The following is an 18389-nucleotide window of genomic DNA, read 5'->3' on the forward strand; positions in this document are numbered from 1 at the left end:
CAGCCCGCCGCCGGCGCCCATTCCCCCGCGCCCTGAGTGGCGGCCAGCAGGTGTGCGAAGGGGGCAGCGTGACGGTGATCATGGCGTGACGCCTCACCCAGCGTCGTGGCACCCCTCACCACCCAGACACGGTGAAGGGCCGCCATCCCAGGGGGACAGCGGCCCTTCGCCGCGGCTCGGCACTCATGGTGCCGAAGCGCGGTCTGCTCAGGTGTTGGGCTTCTTGCCGTGGTTCGCGGCCTTGCCCTTACGCGAACGACGCTTACGGGCGCGCTTGCTCATCGGTGCCTCCTCAAGTACGACGGCCCTGCCGGTGGGCAGGACTGGAATTCGGATATTCTGTCACAAGCCGCTACCTGAGTATTCCCTGAAGGTCTACCCATGTAGTACTCAGTCGTGCCATCATGTCCACGTGAACAAGATCACCACGATGCTTGTCGGGGCACTCGCCGTCACCGCGTTCGCTGGATCGGTCGCCATCCAGGGTAGTTACGACTGGGCCAAGCCCAGCATCAGCTATGGCTATGACTGGGCCAAGCCCAAGATCAGCTATGGCTACGACTGGGCCAAGCCCAACATCAGCTACGGCTACGACTGGGCCAAGCCCAAGATCAGCTACGGCTACGACTGGGCCAAGCCCAAGCCCAGCATCAACTATGGCTATGACTGGGCCGCGCCCGACCCGGCCGAGCCGGCACGCCTCGGCGACGCCTGAGCACCGCGCAGCCCGCCCCACCGCCTGAGTCGACCGACCCACCTCGGTCGACTCAGGGTTATGTCCTCGCCGTCTCCCTGGCGGCGGCGGCAGCCGGCAGTGCCGCCCTCGTGGTCGCCGGACCGCCGGACCGGCTCAGCTGGTTCGTTGCCATGCTCGTCGTCGGCTTCATCGCAGCGGTCGGCCGGCCCCAGGCCATCGGCCCGATCCAGGTCTCGGCCTCCGGCATCATCCAGATCGCGGCGATCCCGCTCCTCGGCCCGGTGGGAGCGGCCCTGGTCGCGTCCCTGCCCGTCCTGGTCGACCGCAACGAGGCCCTCAAGCGCGTCTTCAACGTCAGCCAGCGCGTCCTCTACGTCACCGCGGGCTCGCTGGCCTACACGCTCAGCGGGGGTCAGGTCCTGGCCCCCCACCCCGAGGACCTCCCGCTGGGGGCGCTCGCGGCCCAGATGGCCGTCGCCGCGTTGACGGCCGCCGTCGTCAACTCCTTCCTGCTGGCCGGAGTACTCCAGATCAGCTCGGACGGCTCCCTCCGCGTCATCGTCACGACCCTCCTGCGGCAGGTGCTCGCCTCCTACGCCAGCTACGCGCTCGCCGCCTACGTCCTCGTGATCCTCTGGGCGCCGGCGGGCATGGGATGGGCCTCGACCGTCTTCTTCCTCCCCTCGCTCTTCGTCATCCACTGGGGCCTGCAGCAGTACGCGGTCGAGTGGGCGACCCGCCACCAGATGCTCAGACCCTTCGTCCTCGCCCTCGACCAGCGCCACCCGGGGGCGGCAGAGGAGGCCAGGCTCGCCGCGGGTGCGGCCACGGCGATCGCCACGAGCCTGGCCCTGACTCCGCAGGCCATCGACGAGATCACCACCGCCGCGCAGATCCGGGACGTCGGCAAGCTCGCCCTCGACGGCGCCCCCGAGGCCATCGTGCGGCGGGACCACGCGGCGGCGACGCGCACGGTCCTGGGATCGATCACCTTCCTCGAGGAACCACTGCTCCTCGTCGCCGCCCACCACGAGCGGGTCGACGGGCAGGGCGGCCCCCACGGTCTGGGCGGTGACCAGATCCCCCTCGGGGCCCGCGTCGTGGCCGTCGCCGACCTCTGGGCCCGCGTGGTGGGCGAAGGGAGCGACCGCGCGACTGCCGTGGGCCGGTGCGAGGAGCTGGCCGGGACCGCCCTCGACGCGGCCTGCGTCGCCGCCCTGCGGCGCTCGCTGGAGCGGGACCAGCTGCCCGCGGTGGAGGCGTCGTGATCACCGCGATGCGCGCGCGGCTGGACCTCGTCCTCTTCGCCCTCGCGATCGTCATCGGCTCGGCAGCCGCGCTGCAGGCGGAGCTCACCGAGGGGGCGATGACCCCCTTCGTGCTCGTGTCGATCATCGCCATGGTCCTCGGCGAGCAGCTGCCGATGCGGATCTCCCGGCAGGTGATCGCGCCCTTGATGACCGCACCCGCGCTGGGTCTCATCCTCACCCGGAGCGCCTTCAACGGGGAGCCGCCCTCCGCCTGCACGGTGCTCGCGATGATCTGGCTGAGCATCCTCGTCGGCGGGCTCATCGCCCGAGCGGGTGGGCACAAGGTCGTCGAGGGGTCGCTCGGCGCGCGGTTCCTCGGCCTCGCGGTCACCACCCTCCTCGCGCGGGGGATCACCGTCGACGGCCGCGTCCTCATCGACGTCGCCGTCAGTGACGACGTGCGCCCGGCGACGGCGGCCTTCGTGCTGCTGCTCGCCGCGGTGGCCGGCGGCCTGACCCAGCGCATCCTCGAGGTGCTCGTGGCCTGGCTCGGGGAGGGGCGTCGCCTCTCCCGGATCCTCGCCGACGAGGGCGGACCCCTGACCCGGATCTCCGCGGCGATCCTCACCTCCGGGCCGCTCATCGCGCTCGCCTACCCGGTCATCGGCTGGGTGGCGATCCCGCTGCTCGTGCTGCCGGTGCTGCTGGCCTACGTCGCCGTGCGCCGCCTCCTCGCGATCCGCCGGGCGATGGGGGAGTCGCTGCTCGCGCTGTCCCGCCTGACCGCGGTCAGCGGCCTGACCCGGCCGGGGCACCCCAACCGCGTGGCCGAGCTCGCCGTGGCGATCGGCGAGCAGATGGACCTCGACTCACGGACGCTGCGCCAGATCGAGCGCACCGCGCTGCTCCACGACGTCGGTCAGCTCGGCCTCGACGAGCCGTTGCGGGACGGCGCGACCCTCCACGCGGGGCCCGAGGTGGAGGACCGGATCGCGGTCGTCAGCACCCATGTCGTCGGGTCCAGCCCGCAGCTGGCGACCCTCGTGCCGCTGCTCGACCACGTGCGCACCCCCTTTCGGCGCTCGCGGGAGTTCGGTGCGCACATCCCGCTCGAGTCGCGCATCGTGCGGGTGGCCAGCGCCTGGGACGACATCACCGAGGGTGCCCGCTCCGCGCGCGTGCGGGAGGTGGCGCTCGAGCGGCTCCACCTCGGGCTGGGCTACGACTACGACCCCGACGTCGTCGCGGCGCTGGAGCACGTCACCTGATCTGCGGGCGCCGGCACGAGCGAAGGGGGCTCCCCGCACCTGGCGTGCGGGGAGCCCCCTTCGTCGTGCGGAGGAGCAGGTCAGCCCTGCTTGGTCTCCCAGAAGATCTTGTCGATCTCGGCGATCTTGGCGAGGAGCTCCTCGGCCTTCGCCTGGTCGAACTCACCCTTCGTGCCGCTGGCGCCCGCGAGCTTGGTGGCCTCGTTGACGAGGGTGTGCAGCTGCGGGTACTTCTCGAAGTGCGGGGGCTTGAAGTAGTCCGTCCACAGCACCCAGAGGTGGTGCTTGACGAGCTCGCTGCGCTGCTCCTTGATCAGGACCGCGCGCGTGCGGAAGTCGGGGTCGTCGTTGTCGGCGACCTTCTTGATGATCTGCAGGACCGACTCGGCCTCGATGCGTGCCTGCGCGGGGTCGTAGACGCCGCAGGGCAGGTCGCAGTGCGCGCTGACCTCGGTGATCTGGAACATGTCACGAAGACGCATGTGGGTGCCTTCCTCTCGTGGTGGCGAAGGGTCACCGTGGTGTTGGGGTGACTCGCTTCTCAACCTACTCGGGCCGACCTCGAAGGTCACGCGAAGGGCCTTCTCCTGCACGCGATTCGCAATAACACCCGGGCGAGGATCGCCTCCTGCGCGAGCGACCCGACGGTCCAGGAGTCCACTCCCGCCCGGGGGTTGTCCCGCTCGACCCACCACCTGCCGGGGTCGGCCGGGTCGGTCCCGGTGACCCGCTTGACCGCGATCGGTCGGGAGGCACCGTGCTCGTCCCGTGGCAGGCGCACCAGCGCCAGCGAGCCGACCCGCGCCCGCGCGCCCCAGAGCACGAGCAGCAGGTCACCTGCGTGCAGGGTCGGCTCCATCGAGGCGCCGGAGACGCGGGCGATGCCGGGGAGGACCATGCGCCGCATCGTCCCATGGTCTTCCCGCGAGCGAGCCGCGGTCAGCGGGCGATGGTCGTGCTGTAGGTGCGCACCTGCCCGGTCGAGTAGCCGGTGCGACGGGCGGTGACCATGGCCTGCACCTTCCGTCCCCGGTCAGCGGACCGCAGCCGGTAGGACTTCGCCGTGGCGCCGCTGATCGGCGCGCCGTTGCGGTACCAGCGGTAGGCGTACGAGGTCGGGCGCGGCGTCCACGCACCGACCATGACGGTCATCGTCGCGCCCGCCTTCGGCGTCCCGCGCAGGTAGGGCCGCTTCGTCGCATGGATCGGGATGCCCACGCGCGCGGACGTCGCTGCCTTCGAGGTGTACCCGCTGCGGCGGGCGGTGACGGTGACGGTGAGGTAGCGCCCGGCGTCTGCGGTCGTCGGCGTGTAGGTCCGCCCCGTCGCCCCGATGATCCAGGCGCCGTTGCGCTTCCACCGGTAGGTGGTCGAGGACGGGGTGGGCGACCACGAGCCCGGCGAGGCGGTGAGCGGGCGGCCGACCCCCTTCGTCCCGGTGATCCGTGGTGCCGACCCCAGGGCGAAGGGGGCAGCCGCCCCGCTGTTGGAGATGCTCACCACCGCCTGGCCGGGGCTCGTGGAGAGCGTCGTGACCCGCACCTGGCCGTCATAGCTGCTCAGGCTGCGTCCGGCCTCGAGGGCGGTGTCGAGGTCGTGGCCACCGGTGGGGGTGGGGTCGAGCAGGACGCTGGAGTCGTAGGCGGGGTTGTGGCGCAGTACGCGCACACCGGAGCTCATCTGCCAGGCGTTGCTCGCATCCCGGCCGGTGGCGGTGCGGTACTCGACGTAGTAGGTGACGCCGGTGGCGGCATTGGTCACGCGCGCCGCCCGCGTCCCGGCCCGCCCGGAGACGGGGCGCAGGGTGACCTCGGTCGTGCCGCGGCCGACCGTCGCGGTCGCGGCCGGGGACAGCATGCCGGTACGCACCGCCTGCGGCGCGGAGAGCATGGGAGTGGAGACCCGGTCGTTGAGGGCCATGATGTCGAAGCCGTCGCCGTACTCCACCTCCTGGCAGCCGTTGGACCACAGGCCCGTGCTCGCCCGGGGGGCGTCGCTGCGTGCGCTGCAGGCGAGGAGGTCGGCGTGCCCGAGGGACATGTTGTGCCCGAGCTCGTGGCTGAGGACGGGGTGCGCGGTGTCGGCGACCTGGACGATCCCGCCGTCGTTGGGGGAGCTGCCGACCATGCCGAGTCCGTACCCGCAGCCGGCGCGGTCGGCGGCGCGGGGGAGCACGAGCACGAGGCTGGTGTTGTCGACGAGTCGCCAGCCGGTGCGTTCGGCGGCCTCGGACCACATGGCGAAGGGGTCGTCGGTGCAGGAGTATGCCGAGGCGATGCGCGTGCGGACGGTGGGCGCGCCGACCTTGAGCTCGCTGCGGGAGTTGTCGCGCCAGTAGGCGTCGGCGCCGGCCACCTGCGTCTGCGCCTGCGCCGAGGTCACGGGGGAGCGGGTCAGCCCGCGCGGGGTGACCTCGACGTAGGTGATGCGCCGGGTCGCGGGGGAGTACGCGGCCTTCGCCGCGGACGTGGTGACGAGGGCCTGGACGTCGAGCGGCTCGGCGCCGGGGGTGAAGGCGGCGTCCGTGGTGGCCCGGCCGATGGTCGACGCCGCGGCGGCCGGCGTGCTGTCGGAGGCGGCCCGCAGGTCGGCGGGGTCGAGGTCGTGCCGCTGCGGCCGTGCGCCGACGGCGGGGACGGAGAGTGTGGTGTCGGCTGCTGCGGCGTCGGTGACGACCTGCGGGACGGCGACGTCGACGGTCACCGTCGAGCGCGCGGTGACCTCCTCGAGCTCGTCCCCGGTGACGGGGACGAAGCGGGTGCCGACGCGGACCGCGGTGTGCTGCCGGTCTCCGGCCCGCTCGACGGAGGTGCGCACGAACTCACCGGTCAGGCGGACGCGGGCGTCCGGCCCGGCGGACGGCGAGGGCGAAGGGGGTGCGACGGCCTGCGCCTGCCCGGCGAGGGCGGCGGTCATGCAGGTCGTGACGAGCAGGGCGAGGACGGCGCGAGGGCGCATCGGTGCTCCCGGAGCAGAAGGGGTGGAACGGGAGGTCAGGCGATGGCTCGCTCGACGGTGAGGTGATCGTAGAGCGAAGCCCCCTCGTGTGGGAAGATGTCTGCGGCTCACCCGCCGCCCGTCGTGGCCACACCCGGCCGCCCAGGGGCGTTCTCCTTTGATCCTTTTCGATTCTCCCGAGGTTTGTCTGCCGTGTCTGCGTCCGAGCCCACCACCACCCACGACCTGACTGCCCCGCAGTTCGTCGCTCACGAGGGTGGCAAGGTCGAGGTACGCGCCACCAAGCGGTTGCGTGACCAGGACGATCTCTCCCTGCTCTACACCCCCGGTGTCGCGGACGTATGCCTGGCGATCGAGGAGGACCCCTCCCTCTCGCGTCGCTTCACCGCCCGCAACAACACGGTCGGCGTCGTCACCGACGGCACGGCGGTGCTCGGGTTGGGGGACATCGGCCCGCTGGCGGCGATGCCGGTCATGGAGGGCAAGGCGGTCCTCTTCAAGCACTTCGCCGGGGTGGACGCCATCCCGGTGTGCCTCGAGTCCGGGTCGGTCGACGAGCTCGTCGACGCGATCGCGCGGATGGCGCCGAGCTTCGGTGGGATCAACCTCGAGGACATCTCCGCGCCACGGTGTTTCGACCTGGAGCGCAAGCTGCGTGAGCGCCTGGACATCCCCGTCTTCCATGACGACCAGCACGGCACGGCGATCGTCGTGCTCGCCGGGCTGATCAACGCCTGCCGCGTGGTCGACCGCACGATCGGCTCGCTGAGCGTCGTCGTCGCCGGGGCCGGCGCCGCCGGTGTCGCGGTGACCCAGCTGCTGCAGCTGGCCGGGGTCACCGATGTCGTCGTGTGCGACTCCCGCGGGATCATCGGCAAGCACCGCAACGACCTCGTCGCGCACAAGGAGATGCTCGCCGCCACGACGAATGTCTCCGGCAAGACCGGCACGATCGGTGACGCGCTCAAGGGCGCGGACGTCTACATCGGCGTCTCGGGCGGCACCGTCCCCGAGGAGGAGGTCGCGGCGATGGCCGAGGGCCCGATGATCTTCGCGCTGGCCAACCCGACGCCCGAGGTCCACCCGGACATCGCGCACAAGTACGCCTCGATCGTCGCCACGGGGCGCAGCGACTACCCGAACCAGATCAACAACGTGCTCGCCTTCCCCGGGATCTTCCGCGGGGCGCTGGACGCCGGGGGTGTGCAGATCAGCGAGGAGATGAAGCTCGCCGCCGCGCGCGCCATCGCCGACCTCGTCGAGGAGCCGAGCGCCGACCTCATCGTCCCGCCCGTCTTCCAGGAGGGCGTCGCCGAGGCCGTCGCCGCCGCCGTCGCCGCCCACGCCGGCTGAGGCGCGCAGGCCGACTGACGGTGGTTGCGGTGCGCAGGCCGCCTGCGGCCGGAGCCTCGAAACCACCCACCCGAGGCCCCTCCCTGCGCGAAATCGTCCTGGTGTCGGCCCGAGACGGGCAGCCCTGTGCAGTGGCCATCCTCGCGACCCGCCCTCTAGCATCGTGGGATTCGGCTGGCGCCGGCTTCGCTTGTAAGGTCCCGGCAGCAGCCGCGAGAGCGAACGGAGGTCTGCGATGAGGGACGGTCGCCCGGGGCGAGCGGGTCCCTCGAGCCCCGCTCCGCGGGGCCTGGGACCGATGGTCGCGTGTCAGCGCGGCGGCGTGTCCATGGGGCTGGGCCGTCGGATGTCGGCTCTCGGGCTCGATCTGTGGCTCGTGCTCTCCCTCGGGCGCATGGCCCTCGGGGCCCGGGACCACTTCGTCCGGGACGTCGGCATCCTGCTCCTCGTCGCGGTCGCCGTCGTCGGCGTCGTCACCGCCGTGATCGTCTCGGCCGCCCGCTGCCGGCGTTACGACATCCACCGGCACGGTCTGGTGTTGCGCGGGCGACGCGGCGAGCAGGTGGCGGTCATGCTGTGGGCGAGCGTCGACCCGGGCCGGATCATCCTGAGCACCCCGTCGCGGCGCGTGCGTGCGTGGACCCCGCGAGGACTGCTCGACTGGGCGACCCGTCCGACGATCGTCCTGATCAACGGATGGGTGCGCGGTCCGAACGACCTCAGCCAGGGCCGACGTCACCGGTATGACACCGGCACGTACGACTACCCCTTCGGGTGGTGGCAGCTGGGAGTCACCGACCCGGTGCACTTGCTCACGGCGATCGAGTCCGCGATGATCGCCGACGGCCACGCGGCCAGGGGCCTGACCGCTGCGGCCCTGTCGCAGAGCTACAGCGCCGGCCCGGCCACCCTGGCGGCCGCGCGGGAGCTCGAGCGTGCGTCGGCCGACTCGGTGATCGGCATCGCGCAGCAGTAGCCGCGCGGTCTTGGCACTCTCCGGGGGAGAGTGCTAAATTTTTGGGTGTCGGTACAGGTAGCGCCACCCCCGCGAGGGCGGTGGGTGGCCCTCATCGTTGGAGGTTGATTCTGATGATGCGTTCGGATGCACTCACCGAGTTGGATGCCCTGGCCCAAGGCCTGCTGGGAGCCCGCTCCACGCCGCGCTCGCCGCAGTTCATGCCGGTGGACGTCTTCCGCGTGGACGACCAGTACGTCATCCACGCGGACTTGCCGGGGATGGACCCCGGCAGCATCGACGTCAACATGGGTCGGGGCGTGCTGACCCTCACCGCTCACCGCACGGCGCCGGCGGAGGAGCGAGTCCAGTGGCTGACCAGTGAGCGGTTCTCGGGCAGCTACCGCCGCCAGATCACCTTCGGGGACGACATCGACCCCGACCGGATCACGGCGAACTACGACAACGGGGTCCTGACGGTGACCCTGCCGCTGGATCAGCGCGCACTGCCCCGTCAGATCTCCGTGGAGGGCAAGGGGGCGGAGCCGCTGGAGGTGTCCGCCACCACCGACGAGCAGCAGCGCGTCGGGTCCTGACCCGTCACGGGGAGACCACGAGAGGAGGGGGACACCATCTGGTGTCCCCCTCCTCTCGCGTGTTTGGCAGCTCGCGTCGAGTTACCGCAGACCCATGGCGCGAAGGGTGTTCGGCCCGGCGATCCCGTCGGCGCCCAGCCGCTTGGTGCGCTGGTAGCGCTTGACCGCGGCCTCGGTGCCGGACCCGAAGACCCCGTCCGCGGTGATCCGCAGTGTGCGCTGCAGCAGACGCACCTCGGAGCGGTACGGGCTGCCCCGGCGCAGGGTGTGCTTCACCGTGGCCGACGATGAGGGCTTCGTCGTCGGCTTCGGCTTGGCGGTCGGCTTCGGCTTGGACGTGGCCGGCTTCGCCGCCGAGGCGGTGCCGTACAGGCCCATGGCGCGAAGGGTGTTCGGCCCGGCGATCCCGTCGGCGCCCAGCCGCTTGGTGCGCTGGTAGCGCTTGACCGCGGCCTCGGTGCCGGACCCGAAGACCCCGTCCGCGGTGATCCCCAGCTTGCGCTGCAGCAGGCGCACCTCGTCACGGTAGGGGCTGCCGCGGCGCAGGGTGTGCTTCACCTGTGCCGATGAGGACGGCTTCGTCGTCGGCTTGGGCTTGGCGGTCGGCTTCGGCTTGGGGGGGGACCGGCTTCGTCACCGGTGTGGAGGCGGTGCCGTACAGGCCCATGGCGCGAAGGGTGTTCGGTCCGGCGATCCCGTCGGCGCCCAGCCGCTTGGAGCGCTGGTAGCGCTTGACCGCGGCCTCGGTGCCGGACCCGAAGACCCCGTCGGCGGTGATCCCCAGCTTGCGCTGCAGCAGGCGCACCTCGTCGCGGTAGGGGCTGCCGCGGCGCAGGGTGTGCTTGACCGTGGCTGGCGAGGAGGGCTTCGTCGTCGGCGTCGGCGTGGGGTTCGGCTTGGGGGTCGGCTTCGACACGGGGGGAGGTGCTGGTGCCTCGGTGACAGGAGGCGTCGTCGGTGCCGGGGCGGACGAGCCCTGGAGCACGTGCGCTGCCTGACGGATCTTCGGCAGCTGCGCGTAGAGCGAGTCACCCGGGCAGGAGGTGCTCATCGCGTTGCGGTGACCGCTGATCGCGTCGAACTGCCTGCCGTAGATGGTCACGCTGCTGGTGGCGTCGACCTCGTGCTGGCCGAGCTTCCACGCGTACAGCTTCGCGTAGGAGTCCACCATCGCGGCGGTGGGCTGGCCACCGTTCTGGTAGTCGCCCAGCGCGCTCATCGCGAAGGACTGCGAGTTGTACCCGCCGGTGTGGGCACCGACGACGGCCTTGTCCACCCCGCCGTACCGGCCCTCGAAGATGCGCCCGTACTTGTCGACGAGGTAGTTGTAGCCGATGTCATTCCACCCGCGACCCTGCACGTGGTACGTGTAGATCGAGCGCAGCTGTGCCGCAACCTGTTCCGAGGTGTAGGTGTTCGTGCTGGCGGTGTGGTGGACAAATCCGCCACGGACGGTGCCGTACTGCGGGTCCTGTCGACGCAGTGACTCATCGGCACCCCACTGCGCGCGGGTGATGATCTCCGGCTGGGTCGCCGCCGCCGTCGCGTTGCCCGGCGGGACCACCTGCTGGTCGAGCTCGGCGTCCTGACCGGCCTGCTTCGGGTCGATGAGGTTGACCTTCATCCCCGTGGGCGCGCTCCCGTCCTTCGCCTCGACGCGGACCTGGACCCCGTCGGACTCCGGAACCATCAACGGGTCCGTCCCGGCCCGGGCCTGGCCGGCCGCCTCGCTCGTCCCCGGGTCGGGCGCGTGGTCCTGCGACGAGGGGACGTACTCCCAGTTCGACCAGGTCGTCGCTGCGGTCTTGGTACGCACCCACACCTCGACCGGCTCCTGCTCGGACTCCCACGTGACGCCGAGCGCGGAGAACTTCTCAGTGCTCTGCTTCTTCGTCAGCGCGACCAGGTCGTCGTCATCGGGCTCGACCTCGTCGTGGGGGCTCTCGGTCAGCACGGCGCTGACCTGGGAGTGCTCCGCCGCGGGCGGGGCGTTGTACGCGACATTGCGCGTATCGGTGGCTGCTTCCGTGCTGATCCCGGCCACCGGCACCGTCTGCATCGAGGTGTCGACCGGCTCGGGGTCATCACCCTGCGCGGACAACGTGACCGTCGGACCCATGACGAGGGCCGGGACGACGGCGCCGGCGACAAGCATTCGCAGGGCAATGGCGCGGGTAGGAGAGGCTCGGATCGGGGTTTTGGGCAGCATGAGATCGCACTTTCGTAAAAGGGATTCGCAGGGGGTGGAGGTGACTCGCGCGCAACCTATCGCCTTGCGGGCCTCTTGTCCTGCGGAACGAAAAACCCTCGTACAGCGCTGCTTCCGCGGCCATGCAGGGCAGGCCGCGGTCGAGTTTGTTCGACGGAGACCGTAGCCTCGCAAGCACGCCACGCCATGCCACGAGGAGGTCGACACACCCGATGCGAGTCCACTGGTGCATCGCCGATGGGATCGCCTGGGTCGGTGACGACGACCGTATCGCCCTGATCGACACCGGCTCCGCGCACGCGCCACCGATGCTCGTGCCGCCGGTCTTCGCGGACCTGTGGCGGCTGTTGGCGCAGGGACCCGTGTCGGAGTCCGAGTTGTGCTCGCGGGCCAGCGAACTCGTGCACGACGACGGGCCGGACCTCGTGCAGGCCTTCGTGGACTCCCTCTCCGGTGTGGGCGCCATCGAGACCGTGGACGTGGACCGGTGAGCCCCGAGCCGCTGACGGTTGCCGAGGCGGTCCCGATCGGCACCGTCCACCTGCAGAGGATGCTCGACGGCGTCGGCGTCCGCTCCTTGGCGATCAAGGGGCCGGCCTTCGTCGCCCTGGGTGTGCGGCCACCACGACAGAGCAACGACATCGACCTGCTCATCCACGAGGACGACCGTGCCACGGCGACCGAGGCGCTCGCCGGCGCCAAGTGGTCGGTCATCTCGCACTGGTTCCCATCGGCACTCGACGAGATCATCTACTCGACGACCTTCAGGCACGCGCTCTTCCCCGTCACGCTCGACCTGCACCACCGCTTCAGCGGTCTGCTGACCGGGGCCGCGGCCTTCGAGACGCTCTGGGATCGGCGCACCCAGGTGGAGGTCGCCCACCAGGCGGTGGTCACCGTGGGACGTGAGCACGCGTTGGTCCTCGAGGCGCTCAACGCGATGAAGCTCCTCGAGGAGGGGCGCCGCGCAGCGTCTGCGGCTCGGGTCGTCTCTGCCGCAGAGCACTTCGACGCTGCAGAGGTGGCGGAGGCGGCGCTGTCAGTGGGTGCACGGCACACGGCCGCGCCGCTCATCACGGCGCTGGGCGGGGGAGCGCCGGTCGATCCGCCTCCACCGGGGTACCGCCGCTGGCAGGCGCGAGGGGCCCGCAACAGCACCCGCGATCTCATCGTCGACCTGATCCGGCGGGCGCCCGGGCAGATACCGCGGGTGGTCTGGCAGCAGCTGACCCTTGATCCGGCTACCGCCCGATTCTGGGCCCACGCTCATGGCCTCGCCTATCGCAGTCGGTGGCAGATCCTGGGTTCGAGGATCGGTCGCACCCTGAGGCGGTAGCCGCTCGGGAGGTCAGTCGGCGTCGACGGCGCGGATACCGGCGAGGACGACCTCGGCGATCTCGGGTCGACAGACGATGAGGTCGGGCAGGTACGGGCTCTCGCTGTTGTACTCCAGCGGTGAGCCGTCGATCCGGCTGGTGTGCAGGCCGTGCGCGCGTGCCACGGCCACGGGCGCGGCGGAGTCCCACTCGTACTGCCCGCCGGAGTGGACATAGGCATCGGCCAGGCCGTCGAGGACGGACATGGCCTTGACTCCCGCGGAGCCCATCGCCACGAGGTCGGCGCCGAGGTGGTCCGCGAGACGGGTGACGAACTCCGGTGGGCGGCTGCGGCTGACGGCGAGGCGAAGGGGTGTCCCGGCCGCCCCCGCGGCCGGATCGGTCCCAGCGCTGGAGTAGGTGACCCCCCGTGCTGGGCGGGCCACGGCTCCGGCGATCAGCTCACCCCTCTGCCACAGGGCCACGTGCACGGCCCAGTCGTCGCGGTCGACCTCGCTGAACTCTCGGGTGCCGTCGAGGGGGTCGACGATCCAGACTCGTTCGGCCGTCAGCCGTGCGAGGTCGTCGGCGCCCTCTTCGGAGAGCACGGCATCGTCGGGGCGAAGTCGGACCAATTCGGTCATGAGGAACTCGTGGGAGACACGGTCGCCGAGGTCCTTGAGGGCCGTGGGCTCAAGGTCAGCGTTCTCCTCGCGGGCGCGCAGGAGCACGGCACCGGCCGCGGTCGCCAGCGTCGTGGCGAGAGTGTGGTCGTCCCGAAGGGGCGTCATGGCGACCAGCCTATGCAGCACTAGGATGCTGAGCCGGGCCGACCGATCTGAGAGGCACTAGTGCGCGTCATCGCGATCCATCGATATTTCTGGCCGGATTCCCCTCCCTACGCCTCCTTCGTGCGGCAGATTGCCCACCAGTGGGCCGAGGACGGCCACTCGGTCGAGGTGCTGAGCGGGCAACCGTCCTACGCGTCGTCGGGGAGACCCAGCCCGTGGAGCGAGGGTCTCGAGGGCTTCCGCATCCGTCGACTTCCGGTCTTCCGGGACCGCTCGGGAGGGTGGCGGCAACTGGCCAACCTTGTGGTCTTTCCCGCTCTCGTGGCTCTGCGGATCCTCACCAGCCGACGACCGGATGTCGTGATGTGCTCGACGGTGCCGCAGGTGACGCTGGGGTGGGCGGTCTCTGCCGCAGCGCGCCTTCGTCGGGCCACCTTCGTCTACCACTGCATGGACCTGCACCCCGAGATCGGCAGGATCTCCGGTGAGTTCAGCAACCCGGTGCTGTATCGGCTCCTCGCGCGCCTGGACCTGGCCACCATGCGCAGAGCCTCCCGCATCGTGGTGCTTTCGGAGGACATGCGTCGCACGGTCGTCGGGCGGGATCCGGCCCTCGCCGACCGCGTGGTCATCCTGAACAACTGGGCGCTGCCGGACTTCGATGAAGCCCGGCCGTCGCCGCTGGGGCAGCCGGCGCCGGGTGTCCTGCGCGTGGTCTTCACCGGCAACCTCGGCCGTTTCCAGGGCCTGGACTCCGTGGTCGCCGCTCTCGGCGGGCTGCCGGACGAGGTGCGAGTCGAGGTCGTCTTCATGGGCGAAGGGAGGGCGCTCGCCGACGTCGAGCGCGCTGCGGCGGCACTGGGTGACCACCGGGGAGCGCGGGTGGTCTTCCTGCCGCAGGGGCCACCGAGCTCAGCCAAGGCCTTGATGCGGACGGCGCACCTGGGGCTGGTCGCTCTCGTGCCCGAGGTCGTGCGCTACGCATACCCGAGCAAGACCGCGACCTACGCAGGGGAGGGATTGCCGCTGCTGGTCCTGTGCGAGCAGGACAGCGAGCTCGCGACCTCGGTGAGGGAGCACCAGCTCGGCTGGACCGCGGCTGCCGACGACGAGCAACGGCTCGTGGGGGCGCTCACCGAGGCGCACGAAGGCCTGGTCAGTGACGGGCTGACCCATCAGCGAGCGGCCGTTGAGGTGTACGCCACGGCCAGGTTTGCCCAGGAGGGCGCACTGCGTCGGTGGAGTGAGATGCTCGGGGACATCAACGAGGAGAGGGCAGGATGAGTCAACCGATCATCATCGTCGGCGCACCACGTTCGGGCACCAACATGCTTCGGGATGTGCTCACGTCCGCGCCCGGAGTGACCACGTGGCCGTGCGACGAGATCAACTTCGTGTGGAAGCACGGCAACCTCGATCTCGATCACGACGAGGTCCCCGCGAGTCGGGCCGACCGGACGGCGAGCTACCTGCAGTCCGTCTTCGAGCGGCGGCGGCGCCGTGACAACGCGGAGATCGTCGTCGAGAAGACCTGCGCGACGAGCTTGCGGGTCCCCTTCGTCGCCCGTGCCCTCCCCGATGCGAAGTTCATCTTCATCCGCCGGGACGGTCTGGACGCCACGGCCTCGACGATGAAGCGGTGGAACGCGGAGTTCGACCTCGCCTACACCCTGAAGAAGGTGCGGTTCGTCCCGCCGACCGACCTGCCGAGGCATCTGCGCGACTTCCTGGCCAAACGGGTCCGTCAGCGTACGTCCGGGGACGCACGCTCCGACGCGAACGACCTCAAGGTCAGCACGTGGTGGGGCCCTCGTCCACAGGACTTCCGCGAGCTCCAGCGAGACCATCCCTTGGAGGAGCTGGCCTTCATCCAGTGGCAGCGGTGCGTCGTGCAGTCTGCCGATGCACTTGCCGCCGTGGATGCCGACCGGGTGCTCGAGGTCCGCTACGAGGACTATGTGGCAGATCCGGTGGCGGGGACGCAGCGGTGCCTTGACTTCATGGGGATCGGTGACCGGCTGGAGCGCACCGAGGTGGGTCAGGTCATGACCAGCAGCGTGGGGAAGGGGCGGTCCCAGCTGGGTCCGGACGCCGTCAGCCGGCTGGAGACCCTCGGTGGTGCAACGCTCTCCCGGTTCGGGTATGCCTGAGCGGCCGGGCCTGACGTCGGCCCAGGGCGCCCGCAAGCGCGCTTTCGACGTCATCGTCGGCGGGGCGGCACTGGTCACCACCTCACCGGTCATGGGGGTCGGCGTCGTGGCGGCGACGGTGAGTACCCGCCAGTGGGGAGTCTTCTCCCAAGAGCGGATTGGACGTGACGGTCGACCCTTCCGGGTGCACAAGGTGCGCTCCATGCGCCGGGTGGCCGGGGTGACGACGACGGTGACGGCGGGCACTGATCCGCGGATCACCAGGGTGGGTGCATGGTTGCGGCGGTTGAAGATCGATGAGCTGCCACAGCTGGTCAACGTCGTGCGTGGGGAGATGAGCCTCGTCGGGCCACGGCCCGATGTCTCCGGGTGGGCGGATGCCCTCGAAGGTGCTGACCGCGCCGTGCTCAGCGTGCGACCGGGGATCACCGGGCCCGCATCCGTCCTCTTCCGCCACGAGGAGGAGCTCCTCGCGGCTGCCGAGGACCCGGAGTCCTACAACCGTGACGTCATCTGGCCCGAGAAGGTGCGCCTCAACCGCGAGTATGTCGAGAACTGGTCCCTGCGCGCGGATCTGCGGTGGATCATTGCGACGGTGGCGCCGGCCCTCAGCCGCGGCTGAGTCGGGTCGCGTCAGCCCTTCTCGTTGCTCGTGGCGGTGTCTCTCCGCAGTCTGCCCGGGAGGTGGTCGAAGGCGGGCACGCCGTGGGCGCGTCGGAGAATGCCCCAACCCACGGGGCCCAGGATGACCAGCGCGCCGCCGATGAGCCCGACCCAGACGGGGTCGACGCCGAGCATCGCGAGGCCAGTGAGGGTCAGGACGATCGCGATGCCGCGTCGGGTGACCGACTGCGGCACGATGTTCGCCAGGCGCGCGCCCAGGTACGTCCCGGGGCTGCCACCGAGGACCAGCGGCAGGAGGACCGCCCAGTCGATGCCCGAGACGAGCACGTGGCTCACCGAGGCAGCGATGACCAACGGGATCGCCTGGACCAGGTCCGTCCCCACGAGGCGCTTGGCCGAGAGGGCGGGGTAGAGCAACACGAGACTGACCATGATCAGCGAACCGCTGCCGACACTCGTGATGCCCACCAGCAGACCACCAACAGCCCCGACGAGGAGTGTCGGCAGCGGCCGCACCTCGGGGTCGGGAGCATCGGGGTCGTCGAGGATCCCGCGGGAGAGCTCGAGGTACATGCGGATTACGAACGTGGCCGCTGTGAGGACCAGCGTCACGCCGATGGCCAGCGTGAGGAAGGACTGTTGCTCTGCGTCGCTGCCCAGGGCCCTGACGATCCACGCACCTGCGAAGGCGAAGGGGACTGATCCGATGAGCAGCCACTTGACCAGGTGAAGGTTGGGGGACCCCGACCTCCAGTGCACTGCGGCCCCGACGCTCTTGTTGACCGAGGCGGCGACGAGGTCGTTGGCGACGGCGGTGGTTGGCGGGATGCCGAGGAAGATCAGGGCCGGAGTCATCAGTGCGCCGCCACCCATGCCGGTCAGGCCGATGACGATGCCGACTCCGAAGGCGACGAGGAGAAGAGAGGGGGCGTCCCCCATCAGATCATCCACTCGGGTTGGTGCGGATCGGCCAGGTGGCCGCGGTCACGAAGCAGGGTCAGGACCCGATCGCGGGCTTGCTCAACGGTCATCGACGAGGTGTCGAGATCGAGGTGGGCGTCGGTGGGGGCTTCGTAGGGGGCGCTCACGCCGGTGAAGTCCTTGATCTCCCCGGCGTGGGCTTTGGCGTACAGGCCCTTGCGGTCGCGGCGGGCGCACTCGCCCACCGGGGTGCTGACGTGCACGAGCACGAAGTCGCCACCACGGTCCGCCGCCATGGCGCGCACCGCTCGTCGGGTGGAGTCGTAGGGCGCGATGGGCGAGCAGATCGCAACCCCTCCGTGGTAGCTGATCTCGGCCGCGACCCAGCCGATGCGACGGATGTTGGTCTCCCGGTCCTCGGGGGAAAAGGTCAGGCCCGCAGACAGGTGGCGGCGGACGACATCTCCGTCGAGGATGGAGACAGGCCGTCCGTCCTCTTCGAGGATGGCCTCGCGGACAGCCTTGGCCACCGTGGACTTGCCGGACCCGGACAGTCCCGTGAAGAAGAGGACGAGACCGCCGGATGCCCCGGAGTACTCCATCGTCCGGGTGCCGGGGAGGCCCGTGGTGTGGGCTCCGAGCCAGGCCACCGGCCCCGGCGCGTAGGCCGAGACGACCTCGTCCTGCAGTTCCGGGTCGTCAGCGGCGACCTTGGGGTCGAGGGGCACGGCGACGACGCGCGCGTCCTCGAGGCTGCGCGCGACCTCGAGACTGCGACGAAGCAGCGTCACGCCGCGGGTGTAGGGCGACATCGTCGGTCCGCAGAGGACGAGGAGGAGCACGGCACGCCCGGCGCTCGCATGACGGATCTCGGTGATGTCATTGCGGTTCAACCGCCTGTCGACGACGACGGTCAGCGCAGTGGGGCTCATCATGGTGCGCACGTGACCGGGCGGGAGATAGAAGCGCTCGTAAGGGCGGGGGGATGAGTTGCCCAACCACGTCGGTAGGCCGTCCGCACCCCGATCGCTGATCTGCTCCGCTGCGAAGTGGGCGATGGGGACACCCTCGGGATCGACGACCTCAAGACCGTCGCGTCCTGCCATCTGCTGCGTCACAGCGTCGAGCTCGAGCGCCGGGTGGACCGCCCTCGTCGCCGTGACGCGCAGGCGCTCGAGGGCATCGAGCTGGTCGAAGGGGGGGCAGTACTGATGCGGTCGGGGGGCTCCGGTCACCGCCGCATTCTGTCAGGTGAACGACGCGGGGGTGCTGCTGAGCGCCGGAGCGTCCAGGGCGTAGTC

At 70.6% G+C, this 18389-nt stretch carries 20 protein-coding genes; 11 read left to right on the forward strand and 9 right to left on the reverse strand.

What is annotated here, in order from left to right; translation table 11 throughout:
- Nucleotides 1–207: 207 nt before the first annotated feature.
- The gene (locus tag ACR9E9_RS07015) at nucleotides 208–282 is read right to left on the reverse strand and encodes a 50S ribosomal protein bL37 (protein WP_435203595.1); all 75 of its coding nucleotides are present in this window, start codon (nucleotides 280–282) and stop codon (nucleotides 208–210) included.
- Nucleotides 283–412: 130 nt separating this feature from the next.
- On the opposite strand from ACR9E9_RS07015, the gene ACR9E9_RS07020 reads away from it, so the two are divergent.
- From ACR9E9_RS07020 to ACR9E9_RS07030, 3 genes are all read left to right on the forward strand, one after another.
- Nucleotides 413–715, forward strand: a complete 303-nt coding sequence (locus ACR9E9_RS07020) for a hypothetical protein (protein WP_435203049.1) — start codon at nucleotides 413–415, stop codon at nucleotides 713–715.
- Between the two features lie 110 nt (nucleotides 716–825).
- Entirely contained in the window at nucleotides 826–1965 is a 1140-nt protein-coding gene (locus ACR9E9_RS07025) for an HD domain-containing phosphohydrolase (protein WP_435203051.1), read from the forward strand.
- Nucleotides 1962–3215, forward strand: a complete 1254-nt coding sequence (locus ACR9E9_RS07030) for an HD-GYP domain-containing protein (protein ID WP_435203053.1) — start codon at nucleotides 1962–1964, stop codon at nucleotides 3213–3215. Before ACR9E9_RS07025 ends, ACR9E9_RS07030 begins: the two co-directional genes overlap by 4 nt.
- An 80-nt stretch (nucleotides 3216–3295) precedes the next feature.
- Here ACR9E9_RS07030 and sodN read toward each other — a convergent pair whose 3' ends face one another.
- The 3 genes from sodN to ACR9E9_RS07045 all read right to left on the reverse strand — a co-directional run bounded on the left by sodN (nucleotide 3296) and on the right by ACR9E9_RS07045 (nucleotide 6173).
- On the reverse strand, nucleotides 3296–3697 hold the full coding sequence (gene sodN / locus ACR9E9_RS07035; RefSeq protein WP_435203055.1) for a superoxide dismutase, Ni: 402 nt from the start codon (nucleotides 3695–3697) through the stop codon (nucleotides 3296–3298).
- An 86-nt stretch (nucleotides 3698–3783) separates the two neighbouring features.
- Entirely contained in the window at nucleotides 3784–4122 is a 339-nt protein-coding gene (locus tag ACR9E9_RS07040) for a S24/S26 family peptidase (protein WP_435203057.1), read from the reverse strand.
- 32 nt (nucleotides 4123–4154) lie between these two features.
- Complete coding sequence (locus ACR9E9_RS07045) at nucleotides 4155–6173, reverse strand: hypothetical protein (protein WP_435203059.1); 2019 nt, start codon at nucleotides 6171–6173, stop codon at nucleotides 4155–4157.
- Nucleotides 6174–6365: 192 nt separating this feature from the next.
- On the opposite strand from ACR9E9_RS07045, the gene ACR9E9_RS07050 reads away from it, so the two are divergent.
- The 3 genes from ACR9E9_RS07050 to ACR9E9_RS07060 all read left to right on the forward strand — a co-directional run bounded on the left by ACR9E9_RS07050 (nucleotide 6366) and on the right by ACR9E9_RS07060 (nucleotide 9077).
- Nucleotides 6366–7526: an NAD(P)-dependent malic enzyme gene (locus ACR9E9_RS07050; protein ID WP_435203061.1), complete on the forward strand. Its 1161-nt coding sequence runs from the start codon at nucleotides 6366–6368 to the stop codon at nucleotides 7524–7526.
- A gap of 322 nt (nucleotides 7527–7848) precedes the next feature.
- On the forward strand, nucleotides 7849–8502 hold the full coding sequence (locus ACR9E9_RS07055) for a hypothetical protein (protein ID WP_435203063.1): 654 nt from the start codon (nucleotides 7849–7851) through the stop codon (nucleotides 8500–8502).
- 113 nt (nucleotides 8503–8615) lie between these two features.
- The gene (locus tag ACR9E9_RS07060; protein ID WP_435203065.1) at nucleotides 8616–9077 is read left to right on the forward strand and encodes an Hsp20/alpha crystallin family protein; all 462 of its coding nucleotides are present in this window, start codon (nucleotides 8616–8618) and stop codon (nucleotides 9075–9077) included.
- Nucleotides 9078–9158: 81 nt separating this feature from the next.
- On the opposite strand, the gene ACR9E9_RS07065 is transcribed toward ACR9E9_RS07060, so the two are convergent.
- Nucleotides 9159–9593, reverse strand: a complete 435-nt coding sequence (locus ACR9E9_RS07065) for a peptidoglycan-binding domain-containing protein (protein WP_435203067.1) — start codon at nucleotides 9591–9593, stop codon at nucleotides 9159–9161.
- Between the two features lie 4 nt (nucleotides 9594–9597).
- The gene (locus ACR9E9_RS07070; RefSeq protein ID WP_435203069.1) at nucleotides 9598–11232 is read right to left on the reverse strand and encodes an N-acetylmuramoyl-L-alanine amidase; all 1635 of its coding nucleotides are present in this window, start codon (nucleotides 11230–11232) and stop codon (nucleotides 9598–9600) included.
- A 266-nt stretch (nucleotides 11233–11498) separates the two neighbouring features.
- On the opposite strand from ACR9E9_RS07070, the gene ACR9E9_RS07075 reads away from it, so the two are divergent.
- A complete protein-coding gene (locus ACR9E9_RS07075; RefSeq protein ID WP_435203071.1) occupies nucleotides 11499–11777 on the forward strand; it encodes a hypothetical protein in 279 nt (92 codons plus the stop codon).
- Nucleotides 11774–12622: a nucleotidyltransferase family protein gene (locus ACR9E9_RS07080; protein ID WP_435203073.1), complete on the forward strand. Its 849-nt coding sequence runs from the start codon at nucleotides 11774–11776 to the stop codon at nucleotides 12620–12622. Before ACR9E9_RS07075 ends, ACR9E9_RS07080 begins: the two co-directional genes overlap by 4 nt.
- Nucleotides 12623–12634: 12 nt before the next feature.
- Here the strand turns inward: ACR9E9_RS07080 and ACR9E9_RS07085 are convergent, their stop codons facing one another.
- Nucleotides 12635–13393: a 3'(2'),5'-bisphosphate nucleotidase CysQ gene (locus ACR9E9_RS07085; RefSeq protein WP_435203074.1), complete on the reverse strand. Its 759-nt coding sequence runs from the start codon at nucleotides 13391–13393 to the stop codon at nucleotides 12635–12637.
- A 120-nt stretch (nucleotides 13394–13513) separates the two neighbouring features.
- On the opposite strand from ACR9E9_RS07085, the gene ACR9E9_RS07090 reads away from it, so the two are divergent.
- The 3 genes from ACR9E9_RS07090 to ACR9E9_RS07100 are packed head-to-tail and all read left to right on the forward strand — an operon-like array spanning nucleotide 13514 to nucleotide 16165.
- Nucleotides 13514–14677, forward strand: a complete 1164-nt coding sequence (locus ACR9E9_RS07090) for a glycosyltransferase family 4 protein (RefSeq protein ID WP_435203076.1) — start codon at nucleotides 13514–13516, stop codon at nucleotides 14675–14677.
- A complete protein-coding gene (locus ACR9E9_RS07095) occupies nucleotides 14674–15543 on the forward strand; it encodes a sulfotransferase family protein (RefSeq protein ID WP_435203078.1) in 870 nt (289 codons plus the stop codon). The genes ACR9E9_RS07090 and ACR9E9_RS07095 overlap by 4 nt, the downstream gene beginning before the upstream one ends.
- Nucleotides 15536–16165 carry a sugar transferase gene (locus ACR9E9_RS07100; RefSeq protein WP_435203080.1) on the forward strand — a complete coding sequence of 210 codons (630 nt, stop codon included), beginning with the start codon at nucleotides 15536–15538 and terminating at the stop codon, nucleotides 16163–16165. The genes ACR9E9_RS07095 and ACR9E9_RS07100 overlap by 8 nt, the downstream gene beginning before the upstream one ends.
- Nucleotides 16166–16176: 11 nt before the next feature.
- Here ACR9E9_RS07100 and ACR9E9_RS07105 read toward each other — a convergent pair whose 3' ends face one another.
- Nucleotides 16177–17106 (reverse strand): sulfite exporter TauE/SafE family protein, encoded by a 930-nt coding sequence (locus tag ACR9E9_RS07105; protein ID WP_435203082.1) that lies wholly within the window; start codon nucleotides 17104–17106, stop codon nucleotides 16177–16179.
- Complete coding sequence (cysC, locus tag ACR9E9_RS07110; RefSeq protein WP_435203084.1) at nucleotides 17106–18323, reverse strand: adenylyl-sulfate kinase; 1218 nt, start codon at nucleotides 18321–18323, stop codon at nucleotides 17106–17108. Before cysC ends, ACR9E9_RS07105 begins: the two co-directional genes overlap by 1 nt.
- Between the last annotated feature and the right edge of the window lie 66 nt (nucleotides 18324–18389).

The sequence above is a fragment of the Janibacter sp. GS2 genome (assembly GCF_051200835.1).
Taxonomy (GTDB): Bacteria; Actinomycetota; Actinomycetes; order Actinomycetales; family Dermatophilaceae; genus Janibacter.

Coding starts and splice junctions, on each gene's coding strand:
- ACR9E9_RS07095 (WP_435203078.1), top strand. CDS start 14,674: ATGAGTCAACCGATCATCATCGTCGGCGCACCACGTTCGGGCACCAAC.
- ACR9E9_RS07075 (WP_435203071.1), top strand. CDS start 11,499: ATGCGAGTCCACTGGTGCATCGCCGATGGGATCGCCTGGGTCGGTGAC.
- ACR9E9_RS07060 (WP_435203065.1), top strand. CDS start 8,616: ATGATGCGTTCGGATGCACTCACCGAGTTGGATGCCCTGGCCCAAGGC.
- ACR9E9_RS07105 (WP_435203082.1), bottom strand. CDS start 17,106: ATGGGGGACGCCCCCTCTCTTCTCCTCGTCGCCTTCGGAGTCGGCATC.
- ACR9E9_RS07085 (WP_435203074.1), bottom strand. CDS start 13,393: ATGACGCCCCTTCGGGACGACCACACTCTCGCCACGACGCTGGCGACC.
- ACR9E9_RS07070 (WP_435203069.1), bottom strand. CDS start 11,232: ATGCTTGTCGCCGGCGCCGTCGTCCCGGCCCTCGTCATGGGTCCGACG.
- sodN (WP_435203055.1), bottom strand. CDS start 3,697: ATGCGTCTTCGTGACATGTTCCAGATCACCGAGGTCAGCGCGCACTGC.
- ACR9E9_RS07045 (WP_435203059.1), bottom strand. CDS start 6,173: ATGCGCCCTCGCGCCGTCCTCGCCCTGCTCGTCACGACCTGCATGACC.
- ACR9E9_RS07100 (WP_435203080.1), top strand. CDS start 15,536: ATGCCTGAGCGGCCGGGCCTGACGTCGGCCCAGGGCGCCCGCAAGCGC.
- ACR9E9_RS07040 (WP_435203057.1), bottom strand. CDS start 4,122: ATGCGGCGCATGGTCCTCCCCGGCATCGCCCGCGTCTCCGGCGCCTCG.